General features: G+C 66.4%; 15 protein-coding genes and 2 tRNA genes. 12 read left to right on the forward strand and 5 right to left on the reverse strand.

Going from position 1 to position 17,213, the window contains the following annotated elements:
• The first annotated feature begins 3 nt into the window (after positions 1–3).
• Both TZ00_RS14070 and TZ00_RS14075 read left to right on the forward strand, forming a co-directional pair.
• Complete coding sequence (locus TZ00_RS14070) at positions 4–1,284, forward strand: dihydrolipoamide acetyltransferase family protein (protein ID WP_044442603.1); 1,281 nt, start codon at positions 4–6, stop codon at positions 1,282–1,284.
• 29 nt (positions 1,285–1,313) lie between these two features.
• Positions 1,314–2,693, forward strand: a complete 1,380-nt coding sequence (locus TZ00_RS14075) for an aldehyde dehydrogenase family protein (protein WP_044442775.1) — start codon at positions 1,314–1,316, stop codon at positions 2,691–2,693.
• 119 nt (positions 2,694–2,812) lie between these two features.
• Here TZ00_RS14075 and TZ00_RS14080 read toward each other — a convergent pair whose 3' ends face one another.
• Positions 2,813–4,363, reverse strand: a complete 1,551-nt coding sequence (locus tag TZ00_RS14080; protein ID WP_161793779.1) for a response regulator transcription factor — start codon at positions 4,361–4,363, stop codon at positions 2,813–2,815.
• 163 nt (positions 4,364–4,526) lie between these two features.
• Positions 4,527–6,050, reverse strand: a complete 1,524-nt coding sequence (locus TZ00_RS14085; protein WP_044442606.1) for a helix-turn-helix domain-containing protein — start codon at positions 6,048–6,050, stop codon at positions 4,527–4,529.
• Positions 6,051–6,196: 146 nt separating this feature from the next.
• On the opposite strand from TZ00_RS14085, the gene TZ00_RS14090 reads away from it, so the two are divergent.
• Positions 6,197–7,021 carry an inositol monophosphatase family protein gene (locus tag TZ00_RS14090; RefSeq protein ID WP_044442607.1) on the forward strand — a complete coding sequence of 275 codons (825 nt, stop codon included), beginning with the start codon at positions 6,197–6,199 and terminating at the stop codon, positions 7,019–7,021.
• A 152-nt stretch (positions 7,022–7,173) separates the two neighbouring features.
• Positions 7,174–8,634 carry a peptidoglycan DD-metalloendopeptidase family protein gene (locus TZ00_RS19020; RefSeq protein WP_152631211.1) on the forward strand — a complete coding sequence of 487 codons (1,461 nt, stop codon included), beginning with the start codon at positions 7,174–7,176 and terminating at the stop codon, positions 8,632–8,634.
• 174 nt (positions 8,635–8,808) lie between these two features.
• Here TZ00_RS19020 and TZ00_RS14100 read toward each other — a convergent pair whose 3' ends face one another.
• Entirely contained in the window at positions 8,809–10,548 is a 1,740-nt protein-coding gene (locus tag TZ00_RS14100) for a glycoside hydrolase family 13 protein (RefSeq protein WP_084606123.1), read from the reverse strand.
• A gap of 118 nt (positions 10,549–10,666) precedes the next feature.
• Between TZ00_RS14100 and TZ00_RS14105 the strand changes: the two genes are divergently transcribed.
• The 4 genes from TZ00_RS14105 (at position 10,667) to TZ00_RS14120 (ending at position 12,413) form a co-directional block, all read left to right on the forward strand.
• Positions 10,667–10,738 (forward strand) — tRNA-Thr (locus TZ00_RS14105).
• Between the two features lie 50 nt (positions 10,739–10,788).
• A tRNA-Met gene (locus TZ00_RS14110) sits at positions 10,789–10,862 on the forward strand.
• Between the two features lie 89 nt (positions 10,863–10,951).
• A complete protein-coding gene (locus TZ00_RS14115) occupies positions 10,952–11,593 on the forward strand; it encodes a CDP-alcohol phosphatidyltransferase family protein (protein WP_152631212.1) in 642 nt (213 codons plus the stop codon).
• A 10-nt stretch (positions 11,594–11,603) separates the two neighbouring features.
• Positions 11,604–12,413 (forward strand): TrmH family RNA methyltransferase, encoded by an 810-nt coding sequence (locus TZ00_RS14120; RefSeq protein WP_044442608.1) that lies wholly within the window; start codon positions 11,604–11,606, stop codon positions 12,411–12,413.
• Positions 12,414–12,433: 20 nt separating this feature from the next.
• On the opposite strand, the gene TZ00_RS14125 is transcribed toward TZ00_RS14120, so the two are convergent.
• Entirely contained in the window at positions 12,434–13,132 is a 699-nt protein-coding gene (locus tag TZ00_RS14125) for a hypothetical protein (protein WP_044442610.1), read from the reverse strand.
• A gap of 63 nt (positions 13,133–13,195) precedes the next feature.
• On the opposite strand from TZ00_RS14125, the gene TZ00_RS14130 reads away from it, so the two are divergent.
• Genes TZ00_RS14130 through TZ00_RS14145 form a run of 4 tightly spaced genes read left to right on the forward strand, consistent with a single transcriptional unit; the run spans position 13,196 to position 16,118 of the window.
• On the forward strand, positions 13,196–13,642 hold the full coding sequence (locus TZ00_RS14130; RefSeq protein WP_044442611.1) for an FAS1-like dehydratase domain-containing protein: 447 nt from the start codon (positions 13,196–13,198) through the stop codon (positions 13,640–13,642).
• Positions 13,639–14,088, forward strand: a complete 450-nt coding sequence (locus tag TZ00_RS14135; RefSeq protein ID WP_044442612.1) for a MaoC/PaaZ C-terminal domain-containing protein — start codon at positions 13,639–13,641, stop codon at positions 14,086–14,088. The genes TZ00_RS14130 and TZ00_RS14135 overlap by 4 nt, the downstream gene beginning before the upstream one ends.
• Positions 14,085–15,317 carry a UDP-N-acetylmuramate dehydrogenase gene (locus tag TZ00_RS14140; protein ID WP_084606125.1) on the forward strand — a complete coding sequence of 411 codons (1,233 nt, stop codon included), beginning with the start codon at positions 14,085–14,087 and terminating at the stop codon, positions 15,315–15,317. The genes TZ00_RS14135 and TZ00_RS14140 overlap by 4 nt, the downstream gene beginning before the upstream one ends.
• Before the next feature lie 45 nt (positions 15,318–15,362).
• Positions 15,363–16,118, forward strand: coding sequence for a hypothetical protein (locus TZ00_RS14145; RefSeq protein WP_152631213.1), 756 nt, complete (start codon positions 15,363–15,365; stop codon positions 16,116–16,118).
• Between the two features lie 12 nt (positions 16,119–16,130).
• On the opposite strand, the gene TZ00_RS14150 is transcribed toward TZ00_RS14145, so the two are convergent.
• Positions 16,131–16,997 carry an LPXTG cell wall anchor domain-containing protein gene (locus tag TZ00_RS14150; RefSeq protein ID WP_044442614.1) on the reverse strand — a complete coding sequence of 289 codons (867 nt, stop codon included), beginning with the start codon at positions 16,995–16,997 and terminating at the stop codon, positions 16,131–16,133.
• Between the last annotated feature and the right edge of the window lie 216 nt (positions 16,998–17,213).

A 17,213-nucleotide genomic window follows, 5' to 3' on the forward strand; every position in this document is an offset into this window, starting at 1 on the left:
GCCATGGCTGAGATCATCCGAATGCCTGAGGTGCTCGCGGGCACGGCTGAGGCGGCCGTCCAGACGTGGAATGTAGGGATGGGCGACGTTCTTGCGCAGGGAGCGAAGCTCGCCGAGATCGAGACCGAGAAGGCGGTCGTGGAGTACATTGCCGAGACCTCGGGCACGGTGGGGCGCCTCCTCGTGGCCGAGGGGCAGAACGTGGCGGTCGGCGAACCGATCGTGGTGCTGGTCGCGGAAGGCGAGGGGGATGCCGAGATCGACGCGGCCCTTGCTGCGGCTGGGGTGACGGTTTCGCCGGCGCCGGGTGCCGCCGCGACCGCTTCGCCGACTGCGCCAGAAGTGCCGGTGCCAGCGCCCGTCTCGGTGGTGGCCCCTGTCCGGCGATTCGTCAGCCCGCTTGTTCGCCGGCTAGCTCAAGAGAGCGACGTCGATCTCGGCTCGCTCACCGGCTCAGGCCCCCACGGCCGCATCGTGCGCCGCGACCTCGAGAAGTACCTCGAACTGCGCGCCGCCGAACTGTCGCGTTCCGCTCAGGAGGCGGCGATGCCGTCCCCCGCAGCACCACTCGACCCAGTGGTGTCCGCCTCCGGCGACAACGTCGGGTATGTCGACGTGCCGCTCGATCGCATGCGCAAGGCGATCGCGAACCGCCTCACGCTGAGTAAATCGACGGTGCCGCACTTCTACCTCACCGCCGACTGCCGCGTCGACGAGCTACTCGCCCTGCGAGCCCGCGTCAATGAGACGGCTGTGCGTCGGGTATCGGTGAACGATTTTGTGCTGAAGGCCGCCGCCGCCGCCCTCGTCGAGGTGCCGGAAGCGAACTCGATCTGGAACACCGACTCAATTCGCCGCTTCGACCGCGTCGACATCGCCGTGGCCGTCGCCGTCGACGGCGGACTGACGACTCCGGTGCTGCGGGATGTCGCGCGCACCCCGCTCAGCGAAGTGAGCGCCTCGGTCGCCGACCTCGCCGAGCGCGCCCGGGCTGGAAAGCTACGTCAGCACGAGCTTGAGGGCGGCAGCTTTGCGGTGTCGAATCTGGGCATGTACGGAACGGCGTCGTTCAGCGCGATTCTCAACCCGCCGCAGGCTGGCATCCTCGCCGTGGGCGCGGCACAAAAGCGGCCGGTGGTCGATGCAGAGGACGTGCTCTCTGTGGCGACCGTGATGACCGTGACGCTCTCCGCCGATCACCGGGTGCTCGATGGCGCCGTGGCCGCGCAGTGGCTCGCGGCCTTCCAGCGCCGTATCGAGAACCCCCTCTCGATCCTGATATGAGCAGTATCCCCGAGCGAAAGAAGACACACATGGCCACCATCACCAGCATCGACCCCACCACCGAAGAGGTGCTCGCGCGCTTCGAGGAAGACGACGAGAAGCTCGTTGAGCAGAGGATTGCCGCTGCTCGCGCCGCCGTCGGAGTCCTGCGCGAAGCGGGCTTCGCCAAACGTGCCGAATGGATGCGCGCCGCCGCAGAGCTGCTCGACGCCGATGCAGACGTGCTGGCCGAACTTATCACCGCCGAGATGGGTAAGCCCCATGCCCAGGCTCGCGCCGAGGTGCACAAGTCGGCGAATGCGATGCGTTACTACGCCGAACACGCCGAGGAATTCCTTACCGGCCGCAGCCTCGACGACCCCTCGGTCGTGGGAGCGAGCCGCGCGGGCGCCCGCTACGACCCGCTCGGCGTGGTGCTCGCAGTGATGCCGTGGAATTACCCCATTTGGCAGGTTATCCGCTTCGCCGCCCCGGCTCTTATGGCCGGAAACACTGGTCTGCTCAAGCACGCCTCGAACGTGCCGCAGGCGGCCCTCTATCTCAGCACCCTGTTCGAACGCGGTGGCTTCCCCGAGGGTGCGTTCGCAACACTCCTCATCTCCTCGTCGCGCGTGGCCGATGTGATCCGCGACCCGCGCGTCGCCGCCGTCACCCTGACCGGATCCGAGGGCGCGGGCCGCTCGGTCGGCGAGGCCGCTGGCAGTGTGCTGAAGAAGGCCGTGCTCGAGCTGGGCGGCTCCGACCCGTTCGTGGTGATGCCCTCCGCAGACATCGCGGCCGCCGCCGAGACCGCGGTGCGGGCTCGCACGAGCAACAACGGACAGGCCTGCATCAACGCCAAGCGCTTCATCGTTCACAACGATGTCTACCAGGAATTCACCGACGCCTTCGTGGCGCGTATGGCAGCCCTCGTCGTGGGAAATCCGATGGATCCCGCGACGGAGATCGGCCCCCTCGCCACCGCCTCAGGCCGATCCGACGTGGAGGAGCTCGTTGACGACGCCCGGGCGAAAGGCGCCGATGTTCTCACCGGCGGCATTCGCCCCGCGGGCCCCGGCTTTTTCTATCCGCCTACGGTGATCGCCAACATCGACCGTGACATGCGTCTGTTCGAGGAGGAGGCGTTCGGCCCCGTGGCATCCGTCTATCGCGTGTCATCGCTCGAGGAGGCTTTTGAGGTCGCGAACGCGCTCGACTTCGGACTCGGCTCCGCTTTCTGGAGCACCGACCCGGCCGAGATCACTGCGGCCATCACCGGCATCGAGTCGGGCGCCGTTTTCATCAACGGCATGACTCTCTCCTATCCCGAGCTTCCCTTCGGAGGCATCAAGCGCTCCGGCCACGGCCGGGAACTCTCCATCGAAGGAATTCGCGAATTCTGCAACCTCAAAACCGTGTGGGTCGCCTAGTCATCCGTTAGTTCACGCCGCCGGCAGCCTCAGGAGATCGTGAGCCGCGATGGTCACGGTGTCGCCACCGAACCACACGGGCGCGTTGTTGCCGATCATCCGCTCAGGGTATGCGTCGTTCAGGCCGTGGCACTGTCGAGGCCAAGTCTGTGGGCGAGGTCGGATGCTTCTGTGCGGTCGTTCACACCGAGCTTGCGATAGAGGTTGCGAACGGTCGACTTGAGGGTGTTGGCGGTGATGAACAACGTCTCAGCGATCTTGTTGTTCGACAGCCCTGAGGCGAGCAGTGCCAGCACCTGCCGTTCACGCCGTGACAGCGAAGGAATTGCGGCACGCGGATCGTCACTGCTGTTGTGCAAGAACTGAAGTACGGCGGAATCCACGGGGAGCCCGCTCGCTTCGCTCAGCTCACGAAGGGTCTGGGTGTCGATGGTGGCGTAGAGCATCGATAGTCCTTCGCGCTCAATCAGATCGTGAGCGCGCCGAAACGCATCGAGGGCCGGCTCTCGGCGATCGAGTCGCAGCTCGCTTGCCGCGGCGACGAGCAGCACCGCGCCCTGAAGGCGAGGAGGCATATCGTCGCTCGGCAGCCGCGAGACGGTGGCATGGGCCTCGGAGAATCTGCCCTGTCGGTATGCATTCTCCGCGGCGATTGCCGCCGGGATCCGGTCGTCGGGGCCGCCCGGGCCCCTCAGCGTTCCGCGCCTCGCTCGCAGTGTCCAGCGGGCCAGAGCGACCAGCCTTCTGTGCGCGCCCGGTTCGACGGCCCGTGAGACGTGTCGTCGTGTCTCGCGTGTTACGAGGGTCTCCGTGATGATGATGTCCTCGGGCGATGTGCTCAGCAGGGAGTGCAGCCACAACGACGCGGCCCAGTACTCGCCGGCGACGAACTGGTCGGCCTGAGTGAGCTGCTGCCGAGCTCGCTCGGTGTCGAGCCCGTCAAGAGCGATCAAGGCCTCGGCCAGGAGCAGCGGAACGTCGTAGCGGTCGACCGCGACGTCGAATCCGGTCGCATGGTCGAGCCATTTTCGTGCGGTGTGGATGCGCCCCTGCTCGGCGTGCATCCACGCGAGCGAGGCGGCTGCCCGACGTGAGACTCGGGGTTGCCCGGTCGCCACCGCGGCTGCCCAGGTCTGCTCGTATTCGAGGGCAGCGAGAGGGCTGTCGCCTACATCGAGGGCCTGGGCCCAGTGGATGGTGAGATGAGGCAGGGCTACGCGCAGATCGGCGATGTCGTCTGCGTCGGCAGCGTCGAGAACGCGACGAGCCTCGGTGGCGTTGGCCACGGCATCCGCGATTCTGCCGGCCGAGCGATGCGCGGCCACCCTGCTTGTGACGCCGAAGAGCGTGTCACGCAGGGTCAGATGGGGAGAGGGCGTGTCTGCTGCAGGGTTGAATCGACGACGAAATGCGTGTGGTGCGGCTCCGGACGCGATGTAGCGAAGATAGTCGACTTCGATGAGCAAGGAGGGTGTCTCGATGAACGCTTCGGAGGGCAGGGTGGTGAAGGCGTCGAGAAGAATCTGCGGCTCGGTCAGAACGAATCGATCCCAATGGTCTTCGATGACGCGCGCCGCTGCACGCCAGCCGTGCGAGTCGAGCTCTGCGCGAAAACGCACAAGAAAAGCGGCTGCGGTCTCACTGAGGGGCTGGGCCCTGCCTATCGTCATCGTCAACATTCCCCGGTCGAGTCACGAACTGTGCGGGTGGCGACGACGGTCGGAGCCCCCCGTGAAATGGCGAGGAGGATCGGGCGTTGGGGCCCGAAGCACTCACCACTTGGAGAGACACGCGACCTGGGTATTTATTACGCGGATTTCTTGACTCGGTGACTCATTCGTCGCCGCGGTCGATTCCCATCAGCCGCGCGAGTTCAGAGGCGCTCTGCCGATCGTGAACTTCGAGCTTGCGGTAGACGTTCCGAAGGGTCGATTTGAGGGTGTTCGAGGTCACGAAAAGATGCTCGGCGATCTCGGCGTTCGAGAGTTCCGTGGAGAGAAGCCCGAGCACCTGACGTTCTCGCCGGCTGAGAGAAGGGATGCGCTGACGCGGCGTATTGAGCGGGTAGATGAAGTCCCTGACGACCGGCCGCAGTTCGCGCGAGCTCAGGCGCGCGAGTTCGTGAAGGTCTGAGCTGTCGATGAGTGAGAAGGTGAGGAGCAGACTCTCGTGCTCAGCCAGCGCCTGCGCCTGGCGAAACGCGTCGACTCCGGAGTTGATTCGGCCGAGGCGAAAGCGGCTCGCGGCAGTGACAAGCAGCGCCCCGGCCCTGATCCGGGGCGCGGTGGTCTCTGCCAGAACCGGCGCGCACCGGCGCAGCGCATCGGAGAACGAACCCTGACGGTAGGCCGTCTCCGCGGCGATCAGATCGCGAGCCGCATTGTGTTCGAGGGCCGCCGCCTCGGCGCCGTGTGTCGTCGGCGGCATGTTCAGTGCCCACCGGGTGAGCTCGAGGTACCGCGCGTTGGCGCCGCTGTTCGTGAGCTCGTCTGGATGGCTGAGAACCTCGCCGACCAGGTCGAGCTCGACGTGGGCGAGGTCTTCGGCCGAGTCGCACAGCAGCGACCTGACCCAGAGGGTAGCGGCCCAGTACTCGTCGACAGGCAGGTGCAGGGCGGACGCCACCTGTGCTCGAGCCTCATCGCGCTGAAGCGAATCGATCGCCAGCAGGGCGGCGGCGAGATGCATGGGTACGTCGTATCTGTCTGCCGATACGTCGATAGCCCTGCCTCGATCGAGCCAGCTGCGCGCCTCGTGCGTGTGGCCCTGCTCGGCGTACATCCAAGCGAGGGAGGACGCCGCGCGGCGCGCCAGCTCCGACTGGTCGAAGAGAAGAGCGGTTTCATATGTGTCTTCGTAGAGTTCGATGGCGGCGGGATGGTCTCCGGCATCCATCGCCCTCGACCACTGGATCGTGAGATGGGGCAATGTCGATTTCAGTCGGGCGAGATCGTTGCTCTCTGCGGAGCGCAGCGCGCGATGCGCTTCGACTGCAACAGCGACCGCCCCGGGCAGCCGTCCCGCGGCGCGCGATGACACGATGCGTCTGGTCGCGGCGATCAGGTACTCCATCAGGCCGGGGTCGCTGCGTGGCGGCGCCGTTCCTACGACCGCGCGCCGGAGCTGGTCGACCCCGATGAGCCAGGTGGGATTCTCTATCAACGCCTCTGACGGCAACATCTTTATGGCATCGAGCAAGACCTCGGGCTCGGTGAGGGCGAACTCGTGCCAGTGCTTTTCGATCAGTGGCTGGGCCTCGCGCCATCCGCGTGTGTGGAAGGTGGACGCGTACAGACTCGTGAAGCGAGTGGCGCGCTCGGAGTCTCCTCCTCCGACTGATCCGACGATCGGAGTCATCTTCACCTTCCAGCGTGAATGTATGTCACCTGATATGCACTTTCCACCAGATGTTGGCTATACGCGGCACTGACGCTTAAAGTGTGTCGATCCTAACCGGCCTTGCCGCTCGACGAATGGTTGGGGCGCTGTGTCAGGCTGGGCACATGACGATCGCTGCCAACAATGACCTGCTCGACATCGCCCGCCGGATCGGCCTCGAAGCGGGCGCGCTCGCGGCTCGTCGTCGCGCCGAGGGCGTCGAGGTCGCGGCCACGAAATCCTCGATCGTCGATGTGGTCACCCTCGCCGACCGTGAGGTCGAAAGCTACATACGCAGCGCGATCTCTGACGTGCGGCCGGCCGACGGATTCCTCGGCGAAGAGTCCACGGGATCGACCGGCGACTCTGGGCTCACCTGGATCGTCGATCCCATCGATGGCACGGTCAACTACCTCTACGGCATCCCGCAGTACGCCGTGAGCATCGCCGTCGTCGAGGGCGGCGCCGATCCCCGAGAGTGGAACACGCTCGCGGGCTGCGTGGTGAACCCGGCGACGGGCGAGGTCTTCACAGCGGCGCAGGGTGGCGGCGCCTATCTGGGTATCCAGCAGCTTCAGGTCAACTCCGACGTCTCGCTCGAGCAGACGCTTCTCAGCACGGGTTTCTCGTACAGTTCCGAGACGCGCGTGCGCCAAGCGCAGGTGCTGGCCGGCATCCTCGGCCGCGTCCGCGACATCCGCAGGGCAGGATCCGCGGCTCTCGACCTCTGCTGGGTCGCCGCGGGGCGTCTCGACGCTTACGCCGAGCGAGGCCTGAACCCCTGGGATCACGCTGCCGGGGCGCTCGTCGTTCGAGAGGCGGGCGGCCGGGTCAGCGGCTTCGACGGCGACGCCGAGAGCGTCCGATTCCTGCTGGCGGCCGACGAATCGCTGGCCGTCGAGCTCGAGCCGATCCTGCGCGATCTCTACGCATCCGCTGGTCTTATCTAGAGGGCGCGCATGATCGGCGGTTGCCGAATCGGTTCGCTTTGCGGAAATTTTCAGACTCGGCGGTTAGCCTCGACAGTCGCGTCTTCGACTTGCCTGAGTTTCACGAGACGCGCTTCGATCTACACCCGAACTGATATTGGAACTTCTGCGCTTTGGCTCGTCATAACCCCCGTCCAGATGACTTCTCGTCTGCGACTGACGGTTCGACGCCCAAGAGCGAAGCTGCTCCGCAGTCTCGTCGGTCGAGGCGGCAAGCGGCCACCGATTCCACGGCCGTGATTCCGGATGCGCGGCCCGCCGCGGCTCCCCAGACCCGCAGGGCGGCTCGGGCCGCCGGCGTGGCCGCTCCGGTCATCCTCACCGAGGCGCAGGAGCGCGAGGCAGAACGGGCTGCATTCGAGAACACCGTCCGCCCGCGTGGGCGTCGTGCAGCCGCGTCGACCGACGAGCTCGCCTCCACCGTTGCGTTCGCCGCGACCGAGCCTGAATATGTGGCGGCCGGCGTAGCCGAATCGGTCACTCCGGTATCGGCTGTTGGCGTCACCGTCGAAGAGTCCGACGTCTCCGCGACCGGCTCTCCCGCCGATGTCACTGTTCCTGTTGTGGCTGCATCGTCATCCGCCTCCCTCCCCGTCGCCGCCGATATCGACCCGGCCGACGTGCTGGGCGAGGTCGCACCCGCCCCCGCAGGTCGAGTTCCGGGCCGACGCGCGGTCTCCGATGCGTCAGACGACGAGAATGCCCCGCCTCGGGTGAAGGCCGGTCGCCGAGCGGCCAGCGCGCCCGCCGAGCGCTCGAGGGTGAGCTCGCCGAAGTCGGCGGCCGACGCATCCGGCAACGGATCCGGCGAGGCAGTGATACCGCAGCGACGCCGTCGACCGTCGACCAAGACGATCGCCAAGAAGAGCTTCGGCATGTTCGCGTTCCTCGTGGCCGGGGGAATCGCCGTCGCTACATCGCTTCCTGCCGAGGCGTACTTCGCCGCGACGCCCAATGCATCGATCTCGCAGAGTGTGCAGGTTCAGGCTCAGCGGAACACCGGTGGCGAAACCGAGAAGCAGCAGATAGAACCGGCGACCGAGGCGTCTGCGGCGCAGGTCGACCGCGACTCCTACACGGTCACGAGTGTGCCCAAGGTGTCGATGTCCGGGTTCAACACGGCCGACACCTTCTCGAACGACACCAGCGGCAGCATCCAGTGGCCATTCCCGACCGGCGTGCCGATCAGCGACGGCTTCGGATACCGATCATCGCCCGGCGGAATCGGAAGTACGAACCACCAGGGCATCGACTTCAATCCGGGAATGGGCGCGCCCATCCAGGTAGTCGCCGACGGCACGGTGCGTCTCGCGCAGAAGAGCGATGCGGGTGGCTACGGCTGCTACGTGATCGTCGACCACAACGTCAACGGCATGAAGTTCGCGAGCCTCTACGGGCACATGCAGTGCAACTCGGTCGCCATGAGCAAGGGTGAAGACGTGAAGGTCGGCCAGCAGGTCGGCAACGTCGGCAGCACCGGAACCTCCACGGGTGCGCACCTGCACTTCGAGATCCACAACGCGAGCGACACCCCGATCGACCCGATGCCCTGGCTCAACCAGTACGCCAACTAGGTGCCGGATGCGCCGACTCGGCGGAAAATCACCAGTAGCCGAGGCGGAGAGTGCATCTCCGCCGGATGGATCGGTCCCCTCGAACTCACTCGTCGAAAATGCACCCAAGAGCGGATTCTTGGGTGCTTTTTCGACGTGTCGATGTGCGTTGGGGCCGCGGTCGACCCCCGAGGGCTAGTTCGCGAGCCAGACTGTCGTGTCGACCGCGAGTACGCGTTCGGTGACGGCCTCCGACGCGAGGAGCACCTCGGCGGCGGGCAGCTCGACCGGCACCGAGCCGATGTTCGAGATCACCGTGACTGCGCCGTTCGAGAATGCGATCACATCGTCGCCGTACCCTGGCAGCCACTCGATCGCGCCCATTCCGAGCCTGTGTTCCGCGCGCAGTGACAGGGCGAGCTTGTAGAGCTCCAGCGTCGATCCGGGCACGCCCGTCTGGCTGTCGCGCGAGTATTCATCCCAGTCACCCGGCTGCGGCAACCAGCTGGCGGTCGTGGGGCCGAAGCCGTAGCTCGGCTTGCCTGCCTCCCAGGGAATCGGCACGCGGCATCCATCGCGCCCGTAGCGCTTGCCGTTGGTGCGGAACCAGGTCGGGTCTTGACGCGCCTCGTCGGGCAGGTGGATGGCCTCCGGCAGCCCGAGCTCCTCGCCCTGATAGACGTATGAGCTGCCGGGGAGGGCGAGCATCAGGGCGGTGGCGGCGCGTGCGCGGCGCAGCCCGAGAGCGGTGTCGGGGAGTCCGGGGGACTTCGGCCCGATGCCGTCACCCTGCAGGTTGTCTGCGCCGAGCGCCAGTCGGCTCGCGTGCCGCACGACGTCGTGGTTCGACAGAACCCAGGTCGAGGGTGCACCGACGGTGCCGAAGGCGTAGATCGAGGTGTCGATCACCTTGCGCAGCTCGGGGGCATTCCACGACGCCGAGAGGTACGTGAAGTTGAAGGCCTGCTGCATCTCGTCGGGGCGCACCCACCGGGCGAGCTTGGTGAGCGGCTCGACCCAGGCCTCGGCGCAGAGCACGCGATCGCCCTCGTATTCGTCGAGCACCTCGTGCCATGAGCGGTAGATCTCGTGCACGCCGTCCTGCGCCCAGTAGGGAGGGGTAGGCGGATCGTCGGAATCGATTCCGGGTTCGAGGGGCGAGACGCCGCCGCCCATGCTGCCGGCATCCGCGGGAGGCGTGTAGTCGGGGAGCCCGGCCTCTTTGATCAAGCCGTGCGCGACATCCACCCGGAAGCCGTCGACACCGCGGTCGAGCCAGAAACGCAGAACGCCGAGCATCTGCTCGCGCACCCAGGGGTTCTCCCAGTTGAGGTCGGGCTGGCTCACGTCGAAGATGTGCAGATACCACTGGCCGGGGGTGCCGTCGGCGTTGGTCGTGCGCTCCCACATGGGGCCGCCGAACACCGACTGCCAGTTATTGGGGGCGATCTCACCGTTCTCGCCGAGGCCGTCGCGGAACATGTAGCGGTCGCGCTCGGGGCTGCCTTCGGGTGCGGCGAGTGCGGCCTTGAACCACTCGTGATCCCACGAGGTGTGATTGGGAACGAGGTCGACGATCACCTTGAGGCCGAGTTCGTGTGCGCGAGCGAGCATGGCGTCGAAATCAGCGAGGGTGCCGAACAGGGGGTCGACGTCGACGTAGTTTGCGACGTCGTAGCCCGCGTCGTGCTGGGGTGAGGTGAAGAAGGGCGAGAGCCAGATGGCGTCGACGCCGAGGTCGGCGAGCGAGTCGAGGCGGCTCGTGATTCCGGGAAGGTCGCCGATGCCGTCGCCGTCGCTGTCGGCGAACGATCGAGGGTAGATCTGATAGATCACGGCGGAGCGCCACCACTCGGTGCCGCTGCCGATCGCGATCAGGGACGACTGCGGGGCGGATTCGGGCGCGCCTGAAGTCTCGGTGAGTTCGACTGTCATGCGCAATACTCTAGCCTCGAATCGTTTCGACTCCCGACAGCGGTTCGAAGCGGCTGTGTTGTGATGCTATTCTCTACAGGTGCCAAATCGCACGGCTCATCAGTCGTGCGCAGGCTACGCCCCCTTAGCTCATTGGTAGAGCACTTCCTTGGTAAGGAAGAGGTAGTGGGTCCGATTCCCACAGGGGGCTCCGTCCTCCACAGGCCACAGCGAAAGTTGTCGGCCGACCGGACGGCGCCCGGCGGGGTAGCTCAGGTGGTTAGAGCACACGGCTCATAATCGTGGTGTCGCGGGTTCGAGTCCCGCTCCCGCTACGAAAACCCCCAAGATCTCGCCATCTTGGGGGTTTTTTCGTGCCCGCGGCCTGCAATGCTCAGCGCCGCTCACCGGCTACCCTCAGAGAGTGGAGACCCCGACGAAACCGCGTCAGCGCGAGCGCATACTGAACGTGCCGAATACCATCACGTTCGCCCGTCTCATCCTGTTCATGCCCCTGTTCGTTTTGCTCGTTCTGGTGTGGCACGAGAACTTCTGGGCGTTCATCGTGCTGGTGGCTCTGGGCGCCACCGACTGGATCGACGGCTTCGCCGCCCGCAGGCTCAACCAGGTGACGCACTTCGGTGCGGTGCTCGACCCTGTCGCCGACAGGGCCAGCCAGGTGGTCGTGTGCGTGACCCTCGTCATCAGCGGAATCCTGCCGCTCTGGATCCTCATCGCCATCGCTGCAACGGACCTCATTCTGGGCCTGATCATCCTCGCCTACAAGCGCCAGGGGTCGATGACGATCACCTACATCTCGAAGATCCGCACGACATTCCTCATGCTCGGCCTGCCGCTGCTTCTGCTCGCACACTCCGACTTCGCCGGCCATGAGGTGCTGGCCGTTGTCGCGTTCTACGGTGTGGTCATCGGATGCGTGCTGCACGTCTTCGTGGGCGCCCAGTATGCGGCGATCGTCATCCGCGAGGGCCGCGCACATTCGCGCCCACTCGGCGCATCCGCTGCCGGCCGTCCAGACGCGGATGCGCCGAATCGGCGCGGATAGCGGCAGCTCGATGCCCGTCCTGCGCATCGAGAGCCTCGGTGATGCGAGGCTCAGCGACTACGCCCACCTCACCGACGTCGCCCTCAAGAAGGCGCGCGGCACAGAGCACGGCCTCTACCTCGCCGAATCGCTGCTCGTCTTCGAGCGTGCGTTGCGTGCAGGGCATACTCCCCGGTCGGTTCTGGCCCTCGGAACCTCCACCGACGAAGCCGAGGCGGTGCTCGCCGAGCACGGATTCTCCGACATCCCGATCTTCACGGGGCCGGGCGAGCTGCTCGCCGAGCTCACCGGCTACATCCTGCACCGCGGACTCATCGCCTCGATGAATCGCCCGGCGCTCGCGAACCCGGCGGAGCTCATCCGGAACGCGCGCCGAATCGTGGTTCTCGAGAACGTGGTCGACCCCACGAATGTGGGCGCGATCTTCCGTTCCGCGGGCGCGATCGGCGCCGATGCGATTCTCGTCACGCCGCGGTGCTCCGACCCGTTCTACCGCCGCGCCATCCGGGTGAGCATGGGCACCGTGCTGCAGGTGCCCTGGACTCGCGTGGGGGAGTGGCCCGAGACCCGTGAGCTGCTCGTCGAGGCCGGCTTTCATGTTGCCGCGCTCGCACTGACTCCGGATGCCGTCAGCCTGCGCGACTTTCAGGCTCGGCTTCCCGAGAAGCTGGCCCTGGTGCTCGGCGCGGAGGGCGAAGGCCTGACGTCCGAGGCGATCGCGGCATCGGACACGGTGGTGCAGATTCCGATGAAGCACGGAATCGACTCGCTGAACGTCGCGGCCGCCAGCGCGGTGGCCATGTGGGCGGTCTCCGGTTGATGTAATCAGCGCCCGGGAGATCATTCCGAGAGGGTGACGACTCCGAGCCCTGCGTCGGCCTGCTTGACCGCGTCCCACGCGCTCGATTGCGTGCACGCCACCCCGACCGACACGAATACACCCGCGTCGCCGAATGCCCGCACAGCCAGGTAATTGCTGTTCGATGCACCCCAGAGAAGATCGACGAACTCGACCTTGGCCGACGAGAAGCCCCCGGTGAAGGTGTGCTTTGCGAAGGCGTCGTCGGGGACCTGATCCTTGCGCAACGCCGAGGCCACGTCGCGAGAGGTCGTCTCGTCGTCGCCGGCGGTGACATCGACGGCGTCGAGCGACGACTGCCAGATGCGTAGCTGGCATCCCGTGGACTCGCTGACGTAACTCATCGTGTCTGGGTCGTTCCTGGCATCCGGATCGACGACCCAGTCGGTGCCCTCGGGCGGGCTGAAGGTGAGGGCGGCGAGGCTACCGGCGGGCAGCGTGTAGTCCGAGTCGAAGGTGAGGTCGCTGTAGTCGACGTCGCCGGGCGACTCGCTGGATGGCGACGGCTCGGGCGTGGGCCCGGCCGTATCGGCGCCCCGCATGAAACCGATGACCAGCGTGAAGACCACCGCGGCGGCCGCGAGCGACAGCACGAGCCCGAGCGCGCCGCCGATTCCGAGCACGATGAAGAGGGTGCGGTTCGACGTGGATTGCGGTTTCGGGGCCGGGGGAGTGCTCATCGTTCATCAGTCTAGGCAGGCAGAGCAGAGCAGGCGCCGCCGGGGCGTTCGTAGAATGGAGGGGTGCCTGTGAACCCTGAACTCGTTGGACGCGTCTTCGCCCCGACCTCTCCCTATCTTGTCGGCCGCGAGAAGGTGCGCGAATTCGCCGCGTCCGTCTTCGCCACGAGTCCGCTCAACACCGACGTCGAGGCGGCCCGCGCTGCCGGCTACGCCGACGTCGTCGCCCCGCCCACGTTTGCGGTGGTGGTGCAGGAGCACACGCTGAAGCAACTGTTGAGCGAGCCGGATGCCGGCATCGACTTCTCGCGCGTCGTTCACGGCGATCAGCGCTTCACTTTCAGCCGTCCGATCGTGGCGGGTGATGAGCTCACCGCCACGCTCAGCGTGGCGAGCATCAAGTCGCTCGGAGGTCACTCCATGGTCACCGCCGAGTCGACGATCGTCGACGTGACGGGCGCGCACGTCGTGACCGCAACATCCACCCTCGTCGTCAGGGGAGACGAATGACCGCCGGAATCACCATTGCAGCCGATGAACTGACCGCGGGCGATGTCGTCGCGGGCGGCCACTTCGCGCTGAGCCGCGACTCGCTCGTGCGCTACGCCGGAGCCTCCGGAGACTTCAACGCGATCCACTACCGCGACGACGTCGCGGCATCCGTGGGCCTGCCCGGCGTTCTCGCGCACGGCATGCTCACCATGGGACTCGCCGTGCAGCCCGTCGTCGACTGGATCGGCGACCCCGGGCGTGTGCTCGACTACCAGGTGCGCTTCACCCGGCCCGTGCTGGTTGACCCCGTCGACGGAGCAGAGTTGATCGTCAGCGCGAAGGTCGGCAAGGTCGACGCCGAGGCGGGCACCGCGCGCATCGACCTGACGGTCACTTTCAACGGCGACACCGTTCTCGGCAAGGCGCAGGCCGTCGTCTCTCTGGCGCCCACCGCATCCGTATGAGCGGGCGGCACGGGCGATCCGAACCGCATGCCGATGAGCAGGCGGTCGGCTCGGTCGAGGCTGTGGATGTCGCGCTCGGCCCCCTGACGACCCTCAAGGTGGGCGGCCCGGCTGCTCGCATCATTGAACCCGTGGGGGAGCCCGAGCTGCTGCAGGCCGTGCTCGGTGTGTGGGACTCGGGCGACGACTGGTTCGTGCTCGGTGGCGGCTCGAACGTCGTCATCTCCGACGACGGCTTCGATGGCACCGTCATCCGCGTCGCGACACGTGGAGTCGCCCGCATCGTGGCGCCCAGCGGCACCGTTCGGCTGCGCGTGCAGGCCGGCGAGCCATGGGACGAGCTCGTGGCCTACACGGTCGACCAGGGGTGGTCGGGCCTCGAGGCGCTCTCCGGTATCCCCGGGTCGACAGGCGCGTCGCCCATTCAGAACATCGGCGCTTACGGGCAGGAGGCCGGCGACTCGATCGTCTCGGTCGACTTCCTCGACTACGGCACAGGGCGCGTGGAGCGCATCGCGCGCGACGACCTCGAGCTCGGCTACCGCACGAGCGTGTTCAAGCGGGGCAAGCGCGGAGTCGTGCTCTCGGTCACGTTCTCGCTGACAGAGTCGGATGCGTCGGATTCCTCCACAGGCCCGCTCGGCCCGCTCGCGCTCGGCGACCCGATCGCGTATCCGCAGTTGGCCGCCGCTCTCGGCGTCGCCGTGGGCGACCGGGTCGCGCTGGGCGCCGTGCGTTCGGCGGTTCTTTCGCTGCGGGCGTCGAAGGGCATGGTTCTGGATGCGACGGATCCCGATTCCGTCAGCGCCGGATCGTTCTTCACCAACCCGATCGTCTCCGAGAATTTCGCCCGCGGACTGCCGTCGGATGCGCCGCGGTGGCTCGTCGAGCCCGAGGAGGAACCGATCGTGGTGCCACTACCCGACCCAGCGTCCGGCCTGGTGGTCGATCTGTCCGGGCCGCTCGGCGGAGCCGCATCCGGGCCCGCACCGACATCGGCGGCTCCGCAGGTCAAGCTGAGCGCCGCGTGGCTGATCGAGCGCGCCGGAATCGGCAAGGGCTTCTCGTTGCCCGGCTCGCGCGCCGCGATCTCGTCGAAGCACACGCTCGCGATCGTGAACGCGGGCGACGCCACGGCGGCCGACATCTCGGAACTGTCGCGGTACATCCAGAATCGCGTGTCGGCGGAGTTCGGCGTGGTACTTCAGCCGGAACCCGTCTTCGTCTAGCGCACCCTGACTCTATTGCTGCGAAGCATGCGCTAGCCTCGGCGGGTGATTCGAATTAGTCGAGGGTTGCGCCCTCTCGTGGTGATGGTCGTTCTGGGCGGTGTTCTGGGCGTGTCCGGCTGCGCGCCCTCAGATGCTCCGGATGCTCCGGGGTCGAGTCAGGCTGCTGGTTCGGCGCTGTCGACAGAGCAGGCGCAGAGGCTTGCAATCTTTCGTTTCAACAACTTCGACAGTGGTGTGCGCGCCGTCACGTTCAGTATTCCCGGGGCGCAGCCGGTGCAGTTCTCTGGCTGGATCGACTACGCGGCGGGGGCGGGCTACGGCTTCGCGTCGACCACCGTCGACGGTGCGCCCGATGCCGGTCTGCTGCGCTTCACGCCGCACACGCTCGGATATCAGCCGACGACGCTTGGCGCGGCGCCACTGCCCGTGCCGGCCGACGGCTGGCAGGACAGTGCTCTCAACCCGTCTGCGACGAGTCTGTCGAACGTGGTCGCCGTGCTGCTGAGCCTCGGCAATGACCGGCCCGACAACCCCCAGCTTCTGCAGCAGACCGACGCGCTCTGGCTGCGCTCAGACGAGGTCGACGGGACTCCGGTCGATGTCTTCGCCGGCCCCACATCCGACGCTCCCGCGACGGCCGCGCCGACCAACGCGGCGCCGACCCTTCGGTATTGGATCGACGAGACCGGTCATCTACTGAAGGCGGAGATCCCCGTGGCCGGCCAGGCCGATACGTGGACCACGGTGAACTTCACCGACGCGGACGCGGGCGTCAGCCTGGATGTGCCAACGCAGTAGTGCGCGTGGTGGCTACGCGGAGCGGCGGCGCGTTACAACGAGCGAGGCGGCGCCGACCAGAAGCAGCATCCCAGAGACCGTTCCGAGAACGAGACCGTCGGAGCTTCCCGTAGCGGCGAGCGTCTTGGCGGGTGCGGATGCAGCCTCGGCCGGGGCAGCAGTGTCGGCGACGATGGTCGTGGTGCACACGTCTTCGTAGACGACGAACTGTGCCGCACCATCGAGCAGTATGGTCTGGAACTTGCTGACGATCAGGTCGATACCGGACACGTACGTCGTGACGTTTTCTTCGAAGTCCTCTGGCAGCACCGGGCTGGTGTAAGGCCCGCCGACGGGCAGATCTGCATCGAGAGTGGCCTGCGCTTGGTTGAGGAAGTCTGTACGAGCAGACTCGAGCGCGTTGGAAGCGGCCTGGAACGGCTGCAGGTCGGGGTCGGACAAGAGCGAGTTGAAGAGGGCCGGGAGATTCTGCTGCCAGCCAGTCGTATTGTCCGGGTCGACGGTGTTGAGCTGCTCAGCTAGCTCTTGGAGTGATGCGAACACATTAGTTTCGGCCTGAACCGCATTGCGAGCGTCCTCCGCTTCGGTCACCCCGGTCTTATAGGCAGCGAGGTCGTCGGAGGTGAAGAGGGCAGGAAAATCGAGTGTGAGGTCTGACGTGGTCGTGATGAACTGTTTCTCGGCGACTCCGAGGGGCTCGTAAAAGTTCTCGCTCTGCGAGAAAGCAAGCCATGGCTGCGTCTGAGCGGTGGCCTGCTTGGTGCAGGTGACGACCTCGGCCGCGTGGGCAGCGGAGGGCAGCGCGAGAAGTGCGAGTGCGCTCGCCGCCGCGACGGTGATGACTGCGGCACGCGCGGTGCCGATAGACAGAACTGACATAAGTGATCGACTCCCCCGTTGCCACTGCAGGCGCAGCGGGCCTCATAACACTACAGAGTGTGGTGAATCGGCAGCAAGTGCACAGGCCAAATTCAGCTTGAGGTGTGCAGCGGGTGGAGGGCTGGGCCGATTCTGTCGACTTCAGGCGTGTCAATGGTGAGTACTGCCCATGCCTCGAACTCGGTCTGTATACCGCTGACTGCTAGGGTTTTCACA

It is taken from the genome of Agreia bicolorata (genome assembly GCF_000938265.1).
Taxonomy (GTDB): Bacteria; Actinomycetota; Actinomycetes; order Actinomycetales; family Microbacteriaceae; genus Agreia; species Agreia bicolorata.